General features: G+C 62.0%; 14 protein-coding genes. 3 read left to right on the top strand and 11 right to left on the bottom strand.

The window, feature by feature from the left end:
* Nucleotides 1–240: 240 nt before the first annotated feature.
* The gene (locus AB1576_07810) at nucleotides 241–951 is read left to right on the top strand and encodes a SagB/ThcOx family dehydrogenase (protein ID MEW6081667.1); all 711 of its coding nucleotides are present in this window, start codon (nucleotides 241–243) and stop codon (nucleotides 949–951) included.
* Nucleotides 952–1079: 128 nt separating this feature from the next.
* Nucleotides 1080–1220 (top strand): hypothetical protein, encoded by a 141-nt coding sequence (locus AB1576_07805; GenBank protein MEW6081666.1) that lies wholly within the window; start codon nucleotides 1080–1082, stop codon nucleotides 1218–1220.
* 192 nt (nucleotides 1221–1412) lie between these two features.
* Here AB1576_07805 and AB1576_07800 read toward each other — a convergent pair whose 3' ends face one another.
* From AB1576_07800 to AB1576_07755, 10 genes are all read right to left on the bottom strand, one after another.
* Nucleotides 1413–2417, bottom strand: coding sequence for a ParM/StbA family protein (locus AB1576_07800; GenBank protein ID MEW6081665.1), 1005 nt, complete (start codon nucleotides 2415–2417; stop codon nucleotides 1413–1415).
* 359 nt (nucleotides 2418–2776) lie between these two features.
* Nucleotides 2777–4561, bottom strand: coding sequence for a sigma 54-interacting transcriptional regulator (locus AB1576_07795; protein MEW6081664.1), 1785 nt, complete (start codon nucleotides 4559–4561; stop codon nucleotides 2777–2779).
* A gap of 67 nt (nucleotides 4562–4628) precedes the next feature.
* Nucleotides 4629–6032 carry a trimethylamine methyltransferase family protein gene (locus tag AB1576_07790; protein ID MEW6081663.1) on the bottom strand — a complete coding sequence of 468 codons (1404 nt, stop codon included), beginning with the start codon at nucleotides 6030–6032 and terminating at the stop codon, nucleotides 4629–4631.
* A 74-nt stretch (nucleotides 6033–6106) separates the two neighbouring features.
* Nucleotides 6107–7714, bottom strand: a complete 1608-nt coding sequence (locus tag AB1576_07785) for a 5-guanidino-2-oxopentanoate decarboxylase (protein MEW6081662.1) — start codon at nucleotides 7712–7714, stop codon at nucleotides 6107–6109.
* Between the two features lie 30 nt (nucleotides 7715–7744).
* Nucleotides 7745–8695, bottom strand: a complete 951-nt coding sequence (locus AB1576_07780; protein ID MEW6081661.1) for a branched-chain amino acid ABC transporter permease — start codon at nucleotides 8693–8695, stop codon at nucleotides 7745–7747.
* Nucleotides 8696–8709: 14 nt separating this feature from the next.
* Nucleotides 8710–9588, bottom strand: a complete 879-nt coding sequence (locus AB1576_07775; GenBank protein MEW6081660.1) for a branched-chain amino acid ABC transporter permease — start codon at nucleotides 9586–9588, stop codon at nucleotides 8710–8712.
* A 60-nt stretch (nucleotides 9589–9648) separates the two neighbouring features.
* Nucleotides 9649–10884 (bottom strand): ABC transporter substrate-binding protein, encoded by a 1236-nt coding sequence (locus AB1576_07770; GenBank protein ID MEW6081659.1) that lies wholly within the window; start codon nucleotides 10882–10884, stop codon nucleotides 9649–9651.
* Between the two features lie 69 nt (nucleotides 10885–10953).
* Nucleotides 10954–11661 carry an ABC transporter ATP-binding protein gene (locus AB1576_07765; protein MEW6081658.1) on the bottom strand — a complete coding sequence of 236 codons (708 nt, stop codon included), beginning with the start codon at nucleotides 11659–11661 and terminating at the stop codon, nucleotides 10954–10956.
* On the bottom strand, nucleotides 11655–12377 hold the full coding sequence (locus AB1576_07760; protein MEW6081657.1) for an ABC transporter ATP-binding protein: 723 nt from the start codon (nucleotides 12375–12377) through the stop codon (nucleotides 11655–11657). The genes AB1576_07765 and AB1576_07760 overlap by 7 nt, the downstream gene beginning before the upstream one ends.
* 419 nt (nucleotides 12378–12796) lie before the next feature.
* Nucleotides 12797–13213, bottom strand: a complete 417-nt coding sequence (locus AB1576_07755; GenBank protein ID MEW6081656.1) for an RDD family protein — start codon at nucleotides 13211–13213, stop codon at nucleotides 12797–12799.
* Between the two features lie 415 nt (nucleotides 13214–13628).
* Between AB1576_07755 and AB1576_07750 the strand changes: the two genes are divergently transcribed.
* Nucleotides 13629–14507 carry a prepilin peptidase gene (locus AB1576_07750; GenBank protein ID MEW6081655.1) on the top strand — a complete coding sequence of 293 codons (879 nt, stop codon included), beginning with the start codon at nucleotides 13629–13631 and terminating at the stop codon, nucleotides 14505–14507.
* On the opposite strand, the gene AB1576_07745 is transcribed toward AB1576_07750, so the two are convergent.
* The gene (locus tag AB1576_07745; protein MEW6081654.1) at nucleotides 14504–15205 is read right to left on the bottom strand and encodes a single-stranded DNA-binding protein; all 702 of its coding nucleotides are present in this window, start codon (nucleotides 15203–15205) and stop codon (nucleotides 14504–14506) included. The genes AB1576_07750 and AB1576_07745 overlap by 4 nt on opposite strands.
* Nucleotides 15206–15239 lie beyond the last annotated feature (34 nt).

Below are 15239 nucleotides of genomic sequence, written 5' to 3'. Positions count from 1 at the left end.
ACATTTGTTTGTGAGTGCGGTTACACCGCAGGCAGAGATTGGAATGCCGCCTCTAACATTGAGGCGGAAGCGTTAAGAATCCATACTGGCCGGAGTGGGTTCACGGACAGTCTAAACGGGCGTGGACGGGATGTAAGACTTTTCGGAGCAATCCTGGATGAAGCGTCAAAATTGGCCGAAGAGAGGCGGCCTTCCAAACTTGCGGTTTAGGCAGGTTTGGTAAACCAGGTGCTCACGTTCATGAAGACAGTTGCACTCATGATACTGGTCTTGGGCCTGTGCATATGTGCCCCGGGGTGCGGGAACGCCCCCGCGGAAGACACGCCCGTTCCTTCTTCGCCTCGCACTGTGCCCCTCCCGGAGCCATCCCTCAAAGGCGAAAGGTCGCTCGAGGAGGCGATAACACTCAGGATGTCGGTGCGTGAGTACGCAAGTACCCCGGTGTCGCTGGAATGCCTCGCGCAGGTCCTGTGGGCGGCAGCCGGCAGGACCGATACCGCGGATGCGGTGAGCGGGGCCACGAGGCCCGCCCCTTCGGCAGGGGCAACCCATCCGCTTGAGGTGTATGTGGCCGCCGGTGACGTAAAGACCCTGCCACCAGGCGTCTACCGCTACGACAGGGACGCTCACTCCCTGGAACCGGTCCTGGACGGGGATTTCCGGAAGTCCGTGGCCCAGGCTGCACTGGGCCAGGCAGCCGTGGAAAACGCCCCCGTTACCGTCATCATTGCCGCAGACTACACACGCACGACTGGGCGCTACGGAGAGCGGGGCACCCGGTACGTTCACATGGAGGCTGGCGGGGCAACCCAGAACATGTGTCTCCAGGCAGCCTCTCTTGGTATGGGATGCGTTGTGGTTGGGGCCTTCGACGACAATGCCCTGAAGGACTCCCTTGGCATCCTGGAGGAGCCGGTCCTGCTTGTACCTGTTGGATGGCCCGCACCCTGAGCTGGGAGGCGGTGGGCCGCACCCATTCTTGCCGCGTGGCGCAGCGCTGTCAGCGCTCGATGATCCCGAGTGCTCCAAAGACGGCGCTTGCCTTTATCCTGCTTGCAGCCAGGCCGGGAGGCCCGCGCATGCGGCTGCATGACGGCAACCCTGCGGATGTCCTCCGCAGCGATGGTATCCGCCGGGCCAGCGTGTTCCCCTCAATCCCTGGACCCGGGGGCAGGGTGTGCGTCAATGCCTTCGATGCCGGGCAGCACAAACCTCTCTAGGCCGGGTAGCCCCCGGGAGAGAGCAGGCCTCTTTGGGCCTTACGTGCCATTCCCGCGTGGGACCGGGATTCCAGTCGCGAGCCTCCCACGGGCCTGCGACCCCGGCCAGCAGTGAGCCAGGGGGGGTTGCCCTCCCGGGCACCCCCCCCTTGTAGTTCCTTCGCCATGACACCGGACAGCCGGGGAAACCTCCTAGGTCTCCAGGAATATGCGCTTGGCCAGTTTCCTGAAGCCCCGGACGTTAGCGAATTGCGGGTCCTCCACCAGCAGGGCATTGCTAAACGCCGGTATAAGCCACTCCGCCAAGGCCCTCCCGCCGCCACCTGTGATCAGTATTGTGTCCAGGTCCCGGTAGTCCCAGACCGAGCGGACCTCAGTGACGATCTTCGAGGCCAGGTTCTCGAAGGCCTTCCGCTTGAGGTCCTGGATGTTCCTGGGCTTCCCGGCGATACGGATTTCCCCTTCCCGGAGGGCGGCATCCAGCTGGTAGTTGGGCCTGTCGATGTTGAATTCCAGCATCAGCTGGTTAGCCACGGTGTTGTAGGCTGTAGACAACGCCGTGGGAGTGGAGAGGCTCAAGGGGTCTATGAACTCTAGGTGGTCCGCGACAACCAGGTCAGAGGTTTTGAAACCCACGTCTATGATGCCCACGCGGGCCTTGGCAAGCTCCTCATCCCTGACATCCCCCGCCTTGTCCAGGACCCGGTCGTACAGGGTTCCGAAGGGCTGCGGTATGAGCCTTAGCCTCTCTACCCTCATTGTCCGCTGGACTTCACTGCTGTTGCCCCCGAAGGTTATCTTGTGTTCCCCCTTCATGGAGGCGGCCAGCTCCTTCCGGTAGGTAGCGAAGTAGCTGGTTGGGAGCCCTGACACCACATCGAAGACCTCTTCCTCCCAGGTAGCGTACAGGGCAAGGCTTGCCAGGAACAGAGTCTTGGTGTTGAAATCCTCAACCCGGTTCGGACTCAAGGACCGGGAGGCAAAGCCGCTCTGGCGCATTGCCAAGTCACCTACGAAGTACTTGTGCCCGCCATACCCAACAACCATGTTCCTCAGGGCGTTGTCCTCCTGGCTGAGATCCGCCCTGAAGCGAAGGTCGCCTCCGACCCCTACCACACTGGGAAACAAGTGCTCAACCTGGCCGTCGCTAACTTTCACAAAACCGTAGCCCAGATCAACACCCAGTTGTTTGGTCATTAGCGTCCGCTCCTTTTCCGTGATATGAGTGCCCATTAAAGAAAAAACCCACCTTTTGGGGCGCTTTACCCTACCCCGCAGGCAAGCACTGAGCCCCCCTCCAGCCACTCAGCTGCCCGAGTGCTGCATGTTTCCTGCCGGGTTCCGCTTTCACTGTCTTCGACAGGTTCGCCCCCTATGGGAGAAGAATCCTATGGCATCGACAGGTTTTTCCGTTAGAAAAGCCAATTCCACGCTTTAACAAGATAATCCTTCCTGATCTGGTGAAAAACCTCAAACCCTTGGAGTCCTCTTCGGGGGGCAGGAACTGCCAGGGAAGATATGGAAAGGCAGGAAGGGCCTCTAGTACGGGCGGCGAGTTACCCCCTCAGCGGCCACAGCCCCATCTTCCTGGCCTTGCGTATCACAGTAGAATGGTGGATCCCAAGCGCCCGGGCTGCGGCTGTGGAGGTGCCGTGCATTTTCAGGGCTAAAAGAAGCAGTTGACGCTCGGTTTCCCTCACTGCGTCCTCCAGGGGGACCACGTCCCCCACGGTCACAGCCCCTTGGGAGGCACTGTCACCCCGGATGTGAGAGGGGATGTCTTCCAGGTCCATCACGTCGCCGTCCGTCGTGACCACGAGTCTTTCCAGGAGGTTTTCTACCTCCCGGACGTTCCCAGGCCACCTGTAGGCAAGGAGGACATCCATGGCCCTGGAGCTGAGGGTCTTGGGGATCCCGTAGTTCCGCTTTATCTTGTCCAGGAAGTGGAATATGAGGGGAGGAATGTCCGCCGGGCGTTCCCGGAGGGGCGGTATGTCGATGGGCACCACGTTGAGGCGATAGAACAGGTCTTGCCGGAAAAGGCCCTCTTCAACCCTCCTGGCCAGGTCCTGGTTGGTGGCGGCTATGAGTCGCACATCCAGGTGCGTGACCTTGCGGCTGCCTATGCGTCTCACCTGGCGCTCCTGGATGGCGTTGAGGAGCTTCACCTGCAAGGGCATGGGGATCTCGGCAACCTCGTCCAAGAAGAGGGTGCCGCCGTCCGCCACCTCGAACAAGCCCGCCTTGCCATCCCTGCTGGCGCCGGTGAAGGCGCCAGGCTCGTACCCGAACAGCTCGGACTCCAGGAGCTGCTCCGGGATGGCCCCGCAGTTCACCTTGACGAAGGGCCCCTCACTCCGGTGGCTCAGCCGGTGAATGACCCTAGCCAGGACGTCCTTGCCCACGCCGGACTCCCCCAGGAGCAGGACCGTGGAGTCAACGTCAGCCACCCGTTCCGCCAGCTCAAGGCACCGTTTCATGGGGACACTGTAGGCCACCAAGTCATCCAGGCCAATCAGCTTGGCGGTAACCTTGGCCAGCTCCTTGGAGAAGTGCCTGGTGAGTCTCTCACTGTGCTCCAGTTGCTGCCTGAGGTAGTTCATCTCCGTTATGTCCCGGCAGTTGCTGACCACCCTGACAACCTCACCCTTCTCGTTGAAAACCGGGTTGCTGGTGGTTATGACCTTCTTGCCCATCCGGGTGTCCTGGACCGTGGTAATGCGCTGCCTCGTCCGGACCACCTCCTCAGCGATGGAGGGGTAGAAGAACCCCTCCGACACAAGTTCCTTCACGTTCCTGCCAATGAGGTCTTGGGGCTTTACCCCCTCCAGCCTCTCACAGGCGGAATTCACCCTCAGCGTAACGCCCTCCGCGTCAACCACGAAGAGTTCATCGTAGGAGGCGTCGAAGATGGCCTCCAGCTCACGGTACAGTTGCTTGACGGTGTCCAGCTCCTGGGAGAGGGCCTCAAGCTGGGTGGTGTCCTGGAATACCGCGACAGCCCCGGTAATGGAGCCTCCTTCCAGTACCGGGTGGCGAACGGACATGATGGTTGTGCCGCCAATGGTCACCTTGCCGGAGCTGGATTTCCCGGTTTCAAGCACACCCGGGAGTTCAGTACTGGGCACCATTTGCCTGATGGGCCTTCCCAGGCAGGCGTCCCGGTCTAGGCCTAGCAGTGTCTCGGCGGTCTTGTTGATGTGGGTTATGAGGGCCTGGCTGTCAATGGCGATGACACCCACCATCATGGCATCAAGAAGTGCCTGGACTTCCAGGGAGGCTGGCATCTCCCGGCCCCCACCGGTAACCGCCGCCAGTCCTCCAGTTGATGCGTCCCTCACACCCTCACCCCCCTCTCTTCGTTCACAGTCAAGGCTTCCCCTCCAGGGAGTCCTGGGGTTCGCCCGGTCAAAGAAACCGGGCCATCTCCTGGACCGCCCCGGCCGGCACACGGGGAGCCTCCCACCCGGAGAGGCACTCCTGGATCCTCTCCCTGGCCCTGTCCCTGATGTCCCTGGAACCGCCCTGAAGCCAGAGTACATGGCCCTCGCGGTTGGTGAGGTCCGGCACCCACAGCTCCTGGCGGAAGTGGCGGAGGGTGTGGTCCTCCGCGAGGAACTGGCCCCCGGGGCCCAGTCTCTCAATGAGGTCGAAGGCAAGCCTCTCCTCGTCCACGGACACCCCTTGAAGAGCCCGCCGGACATACCCGGCGATCTCGTTGTCTATCACCAGGCCCTCCAGGCTGAGCACGTTCTCATGCCCCACCAGTCCCATGCCCACGATCATGTTCATGCGGGCCATGGCAGGGAGAAGGGCCGTCATCATCTTCTCGTAGGCGAACTGCGCGTCAGGTACCTTTGAATCACATAGAATCCCCCCGCCAGCCGAGGGAAGCCCGTAGTGCTTGGCCAGCTGGCAACTGGCAACTCGCAGCAGGGCGAACTCCGGGCTGCCAAAGGCCACGTTGGCATACTTCATGTCCATGGCCCGGGTCCAGCTCCCGTATATCACGGGAACACCAGGGTTAGACACCTTCGCCAGCACGATACCGGCGAGGGCCTCAGCGTTGCCCTGGGCCAGGGTCCCCGCCAGGGTGACAGGGGAGGTGGCCCCGGCCATGGGTCCTGAGTAGATGCACAGGGGCACCCCCGCCCTGGCCCCCTCAAGAATGGTCTCCGCCGCGTCCTGCCGGAGGGTGAGTGCGCTGGTGACGGATACCAGGAATGTGAGGAAGGGCCTTGAAAGGGCAGCCTTCCCACCCAACACGCGGGCCATTGCCAGGGCTGCCTGGGCGCCTTGCCTGCCGAAGGTCTGGTTAACGATGTGCTTTTCGCTGCCCAGAAAGGATATCATCCACTGGTGGCGGTCCATCCTGCCCGCGGGGCAGTCAGACAAGGAGGCCGGGGGCATGATGAAGTCGACGTTCTCCATCATGTCCGCTACCCTCACCGCTTCCTGGAGGTCGGCGGAGGTTGGGCTTAGGCGGTAACTGCCACTTGACCAGTCTACAACCGCCGTGGGGAATCCTATGGTGCCGAAGTAGACGTTGTCACCCCCCACCTCCAGTTTGCGGGAGCCGTCCCGCCAGTAGAGGCTCACGACGGGGCTGGATTGGCAAAGGGCCTCGGAGACGAGCCTGTGGGGAATGGTAGCCCTGGACCTGGGCCAATCCACCCTGGCGCCGGCCTTCTCCAGAAGGCTCAGTGCCTCGGGTTCATGCACGGTCACGCCCACCCTTTCCAGGATTCTCAGGGAGGTGTTGCTTATGGCCTCAAGTTGCCCTTCATCCAGTACAGAAGCTGGTGAAAGCATGGGAAGACCTCCGCTTGGGAGTTTCTGGGTTGCCCCAGGTTGGACCTTGTGAGTGCGCCTGGCGGGGCTAGGCCCTAGACACCCACTGCTGCCTTCAGCTCGATCAGGGTGGGCAGGGAATCGCACAATGCCTCTTTGAGGCACTCCCCCAGCTGCTCAGGGGTGACAGCGCTGGAGTAGGGCATGCCGTAGGCCGACGCCAGCAGCCCAAAGTCGGGATTGACCAGGTCCACGGCCATGGTCTTACCGGGGTGACGCCTCCCTTGCTGCCTCCTTATCTCGCCGTAGCCAGCGTTGTTCACCACGATGATGGGAACCCCGGTGCGCTCCTGGACCGCGGTGCCCAGCTCCTCCATGGTGAACTGGAAGCCGCCGTCACCTGTGAGGGCCACCACAGGCAGGTCTGGCCGGGCTATCTTGGCTCCCAGGGCAGCCGGGAGCGCGTACCCCAGGGTCCCGAACCCTGCCGGGTGAAGGAACCGCGAGGGATGGTAGACTGGAAACTCGCTCACGGCTATGTAGGCAAGGGTGGTCATGTCGGCGCAGAGAATGCCCTCCCTGGGGAGGGCTTCCCTGAGGGCGCTGAGGCAATCCCGGGCCCAGCCGGTGCCCTGGGGCAGTCCCATGATGGCTGGGAGTTCACGGCTGGACTCGGCCAGCGCCTGGGATACCCGGTGGGTCCAGAAGGTGTCCGGGTGCCTCTGCCCAAGCCCCCTCAGGAGTTCCGAGAGCACCCGGGGGGCATCCCCCCTTAGCCCAACAGTGGCAAAGAGGTTCCTCGAAAAGTTGCCGGCGTCGATGTCCACGTAGACCACGGAACCCTTCACCGCCGGGACCCGGGCCCAGAAGTCGGTGGGGGCCAGATCCGAGCCCACCACCAGCAGCGTATCGGCCTCTTCCAGGAGCCTTTGCATGCTGGGCACCTGCAGGCGCGCTCCCAGGGAAAGCCTGTGGTCCTCGGGGAGCACCCCCTTGCCCGCGGTGGTACTCACCACGGGGCACTCCAGGGTCTCCGCCAAGGCCATCACCTGGGAGGTTGCCCCGGCGGCTCCCCCCCCTACCACTACCAGCGGGCGGCGGGCGTTCTGGAGCATCTCGCGGGCCTGGAAGACTCGTTCGGGACTGGGCGAAGGCCACTTTTCCTGGGGCTTCTCCCTGGGGGCATCCTCTTCAATGGGCGCCCCCAGCACATCCAGGGGAACCTCCAGGTGAACCGGGCGTGGCCTGCCATCCTGGCAGGCATGATAAAGGTCGGCCACCGCCTGGGACAGGCCCGACGGGGTATCCACTCTCCGGGTCTCCTTGGCAAGGCACGAGGTGAAGAGGTGGGAGTTCCAAAGGTCATGGAGGTAGCCCTTGTGCTGGTCGCGGAAGCCCATGGGAACCTGGCTGGTGATGACTAGCAAGGGCACGGAATCCGCCCAGGCGGTCCCCAGGGCTGTGGCGGCATTGGTGAGCCCCGGGCCTGTGATGAGGAGACAGACTCCGGGCTTCCCGCTGGCCCTGGAATACCCATCGGCCATGAAACCGGCGCCCTGCTCATGCCTTGCCAGGATGTGCCTGATGGGGCTCTCCAGGAGCGCGTCATAGACTTCCATGGTGTGAACCCCGGGCAGGCCAAAGACAACTTCCACACCCAGCCTCTCAAGCTGCCTGACTATGGCTGATGCTGCGCTAGCCACTCCTGCTGCCTCCTTTAGCCTTGAGTACTCTCACCCGGGCCTGGGCAGGGTACCTCCGTGCGCCCGGCGTCTTTGCAGGGCATCTATGGCCTCGGCGAAACCTCCCCTGAAGAACCTCATGGTAAGGATCATGAGGATGGCGAAGATAAAGACGCTCATGGCCGCAAGTTCGCCCCGGAGGACCTCCGAGAGCGCCACGACGAAGAGCGCCCCCAGGATAGGCCCGTGAATGGTGCCTATGCCGCCCATGATTACCATGAGGATCACCATGCCCATGTTGGACAGGGAGCCCATGGATGGGTCTACCACTCCGATGAAGTTGCCGAAGAAAGCCCCGCCAACGCCGGCCCAGAACCCGCACACCGTGAAAGAGAATACCTTCCAGAAGGTTGTGTCAACGCCCAAGGCCTCACTGGCCAGGGGGTCGTCCCGTAGGGACCTCAGGTAAAGGCCTATCCTTGACCGGTAAATGGCCCAGGCGAACACAACGCAGAGCACCGCCAGGACAAGGCCCAGGTAGTAGTTGGGCAAGAGCTGCTGGCCACGGGGGAACAGCCCTGGGGCTGTGAGCCCCATGGTCCCCCCGGACCACTTGTACTCGACCTTCAGCACACCCGCGGCTATCTCGGCGAAGGCCCAGGTCACCAGGCAGAGGTAGAAGCCGTGGAGCCTGAGGCACAGCATGCCCAGGAACAGGCTGAAGAGGGCTGCAAAGATGCCTGCCGCCAGGAGTCCAAGCCACGGGGTGAGTCCCAAGTGCAGGGCTAGCAGCACGGAGGTGTAGCCGCCTATGGCCGCAAGGGCGGTGTGGGCAAAGGAAAACAGCCCCGTGAACCCCATTATCACGTTCCAGCTGGAGGCCATGATGATGTAGTAGAAGGCCAGCGTGAACATGTAGATCCACCTGGGGAGGGGAAAAAGCAGCGGGAACAAGCCAATGGCCGCGATGGATGCGGCTACGAGAAGTTGTTTCCCCTTCATGAGCACCTCCACGCCTAGGCCTGGCCGTACAGGCCGCGGGGTCTGAATAACAGGAACAGGATGAGCAGGCCGAAACCGTACAGGTCCCTGTAGGCGGAGGAAATGAAGATGGATCCGTAGGTCTCCACCACTCCCAGGAGGAGCCCTCCGATGAGGCTCCCCGGTACCGAGCCAAGCCCTCCAATGGCGATTATCTGGTAACCCTTGATCAAGGGGGATGTTCCAACGTTGGGGAATACCAGGGTCACAGGGATGAGCACCGCGCCGGCCGCTGCGGCCAGCGCCGTTGAAAGACCGAATACTAGGCTGCTCTCCCTAGCTGTGGGCACCCCCGATATGGAGGCCCCGTTGAGGCACTGGGCCATGGCCCTCCAGCTCCTGCCCCTCCAGGTCCTGCTCAGGTAGAGGGTGACTGCGAGGATCAGGAGGCCGGAGACCACCATAGCCACAAAGGTGTTCCCCGGGACGCGTAGAGGCCCAAGGCCCACGTTTCCAGGCAGGTAGTCTGGGACCTTGCGGTAGAACGGGCCGAACAGTATGATGGCGAGTTTCTGCAGAAAGAGGCTCAAGGCAAAGGTGATGATCAGGCTGTACTCCATGGCGCTCCCCACGTTCCCTGTCCTGGTGGGGCTAAGGAGGAGCCCCTCAACCAGGATGCCCACCAGGAACACCGCCACCATGGAGAGGGGCAGCGCAGCTATAAAGGGCACGCCGAAGGACACCATGAGGAAGTAGGTGGCGTAGCCTCCCAGCATGTAGAACTCACCCTGGGCGAAGTTGATGATGCGCATGACCCCGAAGATTAGCGTCAGGCCCAGCCCCATCAGGGCATAGACCATTCCAATCCCTAATCCCCTGGCCAAGACTTCAAGGATGAAGTCTAGTGTGTACATGACCATACCTCCGGAGTTGTCCAAAAGGGGGGCCGGGTATTCCCCGGCCCCCGCCCGGGCTTACTTGCTCTTGTAGGCTATGGAGGCCTCATCCTGAGTCTGGCCCTCAGCTGTGAACTGGATGATGAAGATCTGGTGCCCCAGCCACTGGTTCCATATGGGGCTGCCAGGCTCATCAACGCTCTCGAAGGTCACCGTGCCTGTGGTGCCCTCGAAGGTTATGTCCTTGAGGGCGGCTGCCACGGCCTTGGGTTCATCCGTGCCCGCTGTCTCCATGGCCTCGGCCAGCATCATCACCTGGTCATACAGGAAGTACGCGTAGATGGGTGGCTCGTGACCATAGGCTTCGTTGAAGGAAGCCTTGAATGTCTCACCTAGGGTGGTGAGAGCCAGTTCCTTCGACTGGAATGTCGGGTACATGACGCCTATGCCCGCCTCACCTACCGTCTCCCACCACTCCGGGGACCAGCCAGGGTAGTCCCAGCCAGCCATGACGTCACACTCAGGCGCCAGCCCAACCTCCAAAGCCTGCTTGGGAATGAGGTACATGGGCTGGTAGACAGCGGCCACGATCAGGAGGTCAGGCTTGGGACTCATGGCCTTGAGTTCCAGGAGCTGGGGTGTCAGGTCCACCGACTGCGCGGGGAAGACCCTCTTTATCACTTCAACACCTGACCCTTCGGCCGCCGCTACCATGCCGTCGGCGAAGCCGATGCCATAGGCACTGTCCTCAGCCATTACCGCAACGGTCTTGTAGCCCTGGCTCTTGATGAAGGGCATCAGGAGAAGGGCGATCTGAGAGTTGTAGGGGCTGGTGCGGAACACGTAGTCCGAGTGCATGGCGGTAATCTCGTCGGGCCAGCTATAGTGCATCATTATTGGCACTTCCAGGTCCGTGGCAGCCGTGGCCTGGGCCAGTGCCACGGACCCGTGCCACACCCCCACGATGGCGCTGACCTTGTCCTCATTCACCATTTTCTGGACGAGACTGACACCAGCAGCGGTGTCTCCCTGGTCGTCACCCTCCACGATCTCAACGGTACGGCCCAGGACCCCGCCGGCATCATTGATATGTTTCACTGCGAGTTTTACGGTGTTCAGGTTGATCTCCCCTGCCTTGTAGTCAGCCGGGGGAGACAACGGGGTGGATACACCTATCTTGATGGGAGCCTTGGGCTCCTCATCCGCCGGATCCGCCGGCTGGGGCGCGCCCCCGCATCCGGCCAGGAGCGAACCAACCAAGAAAACCACCATAATGGAAACCAGGCCAAGACGCCAGTTCTTCTTGCGTGTCAAATCCCATCCCCTCCTCCTTTTCTGTCTATCGTCACCGTCCTCGCCTCGAGGGCGAGGCGATTCCCGTATTTACATGCCCAGGTACTTGCGAACTATCGACTCATCCTCCAGGATGGAGCTGGCAGGCCCGTCCATCACCACCCTGCCGTTCTCCAGGACCAGGCCCCTTCCGGCCATCTGGAGGGCACGGTAGACGTTCTGCTCTGCCAGGATGACACTGATCCCGCTCTCTCGGTGCAGGCAGCGGAGGATCTGGAATATCTCCAGCACCAGCCTGGGGGCCAGGCCGAGAGAGGGTTCATCCAGGATGAGCAAGCGGGGCCTGGCCATGAGGGCACGCCCGATCACAAGCATCTGGAGCTCCCCTCCGCTGAGGGTCTGGGCCTGTTGCTTCTGCCTTTCCTTGAGCCTGGGGAAGTAATGGAACACCTCCTCCAGCCTCTCGTGCGTCCCAGCCCTGGCCTTAGAGGGGTAGGCTCCCATGAGCAGGTTCTCCAACACATTCATCTGCGGGAACACCCACTTCCCCTCTGGGATGAGAGAGATTCCCATATCGACGATGCGGTGGGGGGAAAGCCCGTCAATGCGCTGGCCGTCCAGGTAGATGCCCCCTGCGATTGGACGGAGCATGCCCGCCACCGCGTTCAGGAGCGTGGACTTGCCCGCCCCATTACTCCCCACCAGGGCAAGGAACTCCCCCTCCTGCACCTCCATGGAGACGGAGTACAGCGCCTGGAGGCCGTCGTAGGCTACGTCAAGGGAATCAACCTTCAGCATGTGATCTCATCCTTGAAGTGATATCTCTCCCCCAGGTACACCTCGATCACTCGCTCGTCCCTGGCGATGTCTGCGGGCGCCCCTTCCGTGAGCTTCTGGCCCTGGTGGAGGACAACCAAGCGGTCCGCACACTCCATCACTGCCCTCATCACGTGCTCCACCCAGAGGATGGAGACCCCTGTCTCCTCCCTGACCGTGCGAACAAGTCCCACCATCTCCTCGGTCTCCGTTGGGTTCAGGCCTGCCATTACCTCGTCCAGCAAGAGCAGGCGTGGTTCAACCGCCAGGGCCCTGGCCACCTCCAGCTTGCGCCGCTGGTGGAAGGTGAGCCTGTCCGCCCAAGTGGCCTTGTATGGAACAAGACCCACCAACTCCATGTAGCGGCTTGGGGGCTTCCGGCTCGAACCCTGGGCCACCCGGACATTCTCCTCTACCGTCATGCGGTGGAAGGGCCTGGGGATCTGAAAGGTCCTGCCAATACCCGCCCGGCAGACCTGGTGGGGCTTGAGCCTGGTTATCTCCCGGTCCATCATGCGGATGGAGCCAGCGGTGGGTTTGTGGATCCCCGACACGCAGTTCAGAAGGGTTGTCTTCCCAGCGCCGTTTGGCCCTATGAGGCCCACGATCTCGTTGGCGCCCACTGAGAAGCTCACGTCCCTGACAGCGGGGAGCCCTCCAAAGTACCTGGTGACACCGTTGATGCCAAGAACCTGCACCGTTTCGCCTCCTCGGGGTATCACTGGAGAGGGAGCAAACACAACCCCAGCACATACTGAGCAAGAAGCATACCAGCAGGGACCGGGCCCACCGAAAACATGCGTAGCCGCTAGATACCCCTTGCCCATGATGGCAGGTTCCGCCCTTTCCCTCGCCCTGTGCGGCCCGGCAAGGGAGATGTGCGCCTGCGCACATCGCTGGACCACGAAACCCCCCTTGGGCGATGCGCTGGTACGTTGCCCTTGAGGTGGATGGCTTGGGGAACGGTTAGCGGTCCCTGTGACGGTTCCTAGGGTATTCAGCGTCACCCACGACTTTCCCTCCTGGGAGATGCAAGCAAATACTGCTTGTCCTAGAGGCGTGCCCAGGTGGTGAAACCCAGGCCGTCACTGCCCGCGGGACCGTATAGCTTCACCCCTCAGGCACTAGCCGGCACAACCTGAGTGCTGGCGATGTGGTCTCCGTACCTGCGACCCCGGGGGTCCCTCCAGGCGATATAGAGTTCCAGGAGGTAGACTAGGAGTGCCAGGATCGGGGCGATTATCGCGCCTATTAAGGGAATGATGGTAATGAGGTTGGGAATGGCAAAGATCAGGTTTCGCCTGATGGATTCTCCGTAGGCAGCCCTAGCACCGGAACCAACCTCCACCACTCTCAGACCCATAGCCTTCTTGCCCGGGCTCGCCCCGTCCAGGAACCCGTCCTTGAGGAGCACGTAGGCGAAACCCGCCACACCTCCCACCACCGGGACAAGACTGACACATCCAGCAATGAGCCCGTCAATTATGGCCGCCACTACCCTTTTTCCCAAGCTTGCCTTGGGGAAATCCAGCATGAGGGCCTCCTCCTCCCATTGTTCCTCCCCTTCGCCACCCCCCGGGCGAAGGCTGGCTTTAAGGTTAGTTCCCTAGACTCCCCGGGGATCCTCTCCCGGCGGGATCAGATTCCGCACGAGAAGCCAAAGACTCTCATGCCCTGTGCCCAAGGGGCCAGGGTCCAGATCCGTTTACCTGGCCAGGCACCGGTAACCCCCAGGGCTGAGCCTTGCCAGGACCAAGCCGGTGTGGCCCTTCACCGCGGAGAGGGCCGTAGTGGCGCCCGCGGCGACGATGGCCAAGGAGCCCGTATTCCACCAACACCTGGCCCGTCCCGCCCATAAGCCGGCGTCTTGGAGCCATCGCCATTTCCCCGGCGTAATCCCTTCCAGGGCCTTGAAGGAGGGCCAGCCCGTCCCGGCGAAGAGTTAGCCTATGACGCAGGCGCTCTTCGGGCTAGATCCCGCCACGGAGTTGTTCATACCCCTTGTGCTCCTCCTGGGCCTTGCGTGGGGGAGCTTCTGCAATGTGCTGGCAGCCAGGCTACCCATAGGGCAAGGCATATGCGGCCGCAGCCAGTGTCCCCACTGCCGCCATATGCTGTCTTGGCGGGACCTGGCCCCAGTCGCCAGCTACCTGGCCCTGAGGGGACGCTGCAGGTACTGTCACAGGCCCATATCCGCCCGCTACGTGGTGGTTGAAGTCACCTGCGCCCTTCTCTTTCTCCTGGCCTATGTCCATGCGGGACGAGACCCCGTTGCCTTTGCCGTCATGGCCTTCTACCTCAGCCTGTCACTGGTGGTATTCTTCACTGACCTGGAGCACGCCGTGATCCCTAACGCCCTGGTAGCCCCCGGGGTCCTGGTCGCACTGGCCTCCGCTGCATTCCGGCTCAACCCTTCCGGGCCCAGCCTGGCCTTGAGTGTCCTCGGGGGCATCCTGGGGGGCGGTGTCTTCATGATCATCTACTGGCTCACCCGGGGCACAGGAATGGGAATGGGGGACGTGAAGCTTGCCTTCTTCATGGGCTTAGCCCTGGGCCCCCTGGGCCTTCTCCTAGCCATACTTGTGGGTTCCCTCTCGGGGCTTCTCCTGGCAGGGTTCGTAATGTGGAGGTTCAGGAGGGAGCTTGCGTCCCTGGGGAGCGTGCCCATGCACATGGACCAGGAGGAGGAACCGGAAATCACGGACAGGGTCTGGGGCATGATGATCATAAATGGCAGGCCTGCGGTACCCTTTGGCTCCTTCCTCTCCCTGGGCTTCGCGGCAACCCTAGTGTTCCTTGAAGCCCTCTTTCTAGCCTGGTTCGCCTAGGCTCTAGAGGCCATCTCTCCCCGGGTTCTATCCTGGAGGTCCGTGTCCCGGGGATCTCTCCCCTCCCGCCTGGCAGCCCCCCCCAGGAACTCGATCTCCTGCGCAGAGACCTCTATCGCCACGTGCCTGGAACCGTCAGCCCTCTCGTAGTTCCTGGAGGTCAAGATGCCCTTGACATGCACCAGGGCACCAGTGTAAAGGTGCTGGCCGCAGGATTCGGCGTCCTTGTTCCAGCAAATGACCGGCAGGTAGTCCGTGCCCCCTGTCTTCCTGTCCACGGCAACGATGAGGTCTGAGATCATCTTTCCCGCGGAGGTGGCCCGGAGACTTGGCTCGCGGCAAAGGTTTCCCATGAGCAATATCATATTGGCATTCTTGTGACCACCGGCCCGCGCGGCGCTGAGGAACGTAATCTTTGACGAGATGACTTCTATGGCAACGTGGCGAGAGCCGCCGGGCTTCTCGTAGTTTCGGGATGACAGCCGCCCTAGGACGTGAACCAACGAGCTGGTCTTGAGGGAACGCTCGCAGGCCACAGCGTCTTCGTCCCAGACGATAACCGGGAGGTAGTCAGCGACTCCGCTCTTCCGGTTGACGGCAACCAGCAGGTCGCACACGTGATGGCCGCTGGGAGTGATCCTGAGATTAGGCTCCTTGCACAGGGAGCCCATTATGCACACGAGATTAGCGGAACCCATGATGTGCCTCCTTACTGTCCCCCCATATAATCAC

It is taken from the genome of Bacillota bacterium (assembly GCA_040754315.1).
Taxonomy (GTDB): domain Bacteria; phylum Bacillota; class Sulfobacillia; order DUSP01; family JBFMCS01; genus JBFMCS01.
The sequence above is the reverse complement of the archived record's forward strand: the minus strand, read 5'-3'. Positions and strand labels throughout refer to the sequence as shown.

Coding starts and splice junctions, on each gene's coding strand:
- AB1576_07780 (MEW6081661.1), bottom strand. CDS start 8,695: ATGAAGGGGAAACAACTTCTCGTAGCCGCATCCATCGCGGCCATTGGC.
- AB1576_07800 (MEW6081665.1), bottom strand. CDS start 2,417: ATGACCAAACAACTGGGTGTTGATCTGGGCTACGGTTTTGTGAAAGTT.
- AB1576_07750 (MEW6081655.1), top strand. CDS start 13,629: ATGACGCAGGCGCTCTTCGGGCTAGATCCCGCCACGGAGTTGTTCATA.
- AB1576_07775 (MEW6081660.1), bottom strand. CDS start 9,588: ATGTACACACTAGACTTCATCCTTGAAGTCTTGGCCAGGGGATTAGGG.
- AB1576_07755 (MEW6081656.1), bottom strand. CDS start 13,213: ATGCTGGATTTCCCCAAGGCAAGCTTGGGAAAAAGGGTAGTGGCGGCC.
- AB1576_07765 (MEW6081658.1), bottom strand. CDS start 11,661: ATGCTGAAGGTTGATTCCCTTGACGTAGCCTACGACGGCCTCCAGGCG.
- AB1576_07790 (MEW6081663.1), bottom strand. CDS start 6,032: ATGCTTTCACCAGCTTCTGTACTGGATGAAGGGCAACTTGAGGCCATA.
- AB1576_07745 (MEW6081654.1), bottom strand. CDS start 15,205: ATGGGTTCCGCTAATCTCGTGTGCATAATGGGCTCCCTGTGCAAGGAG.
- AB1576_07810 (MEW6081667.1), top strand. CDS start 241: ATGAAGACAGTTGCACTCATGATACTGGTCTTGGGCCTGTGCATATGT.
- AB1576_07805 (MEW6081666.1), top strand. CDS start 1,080: ATGCGGCTGCATGACGGCAACCCTGCGGATGTCCTCCGCAGCGATGGT.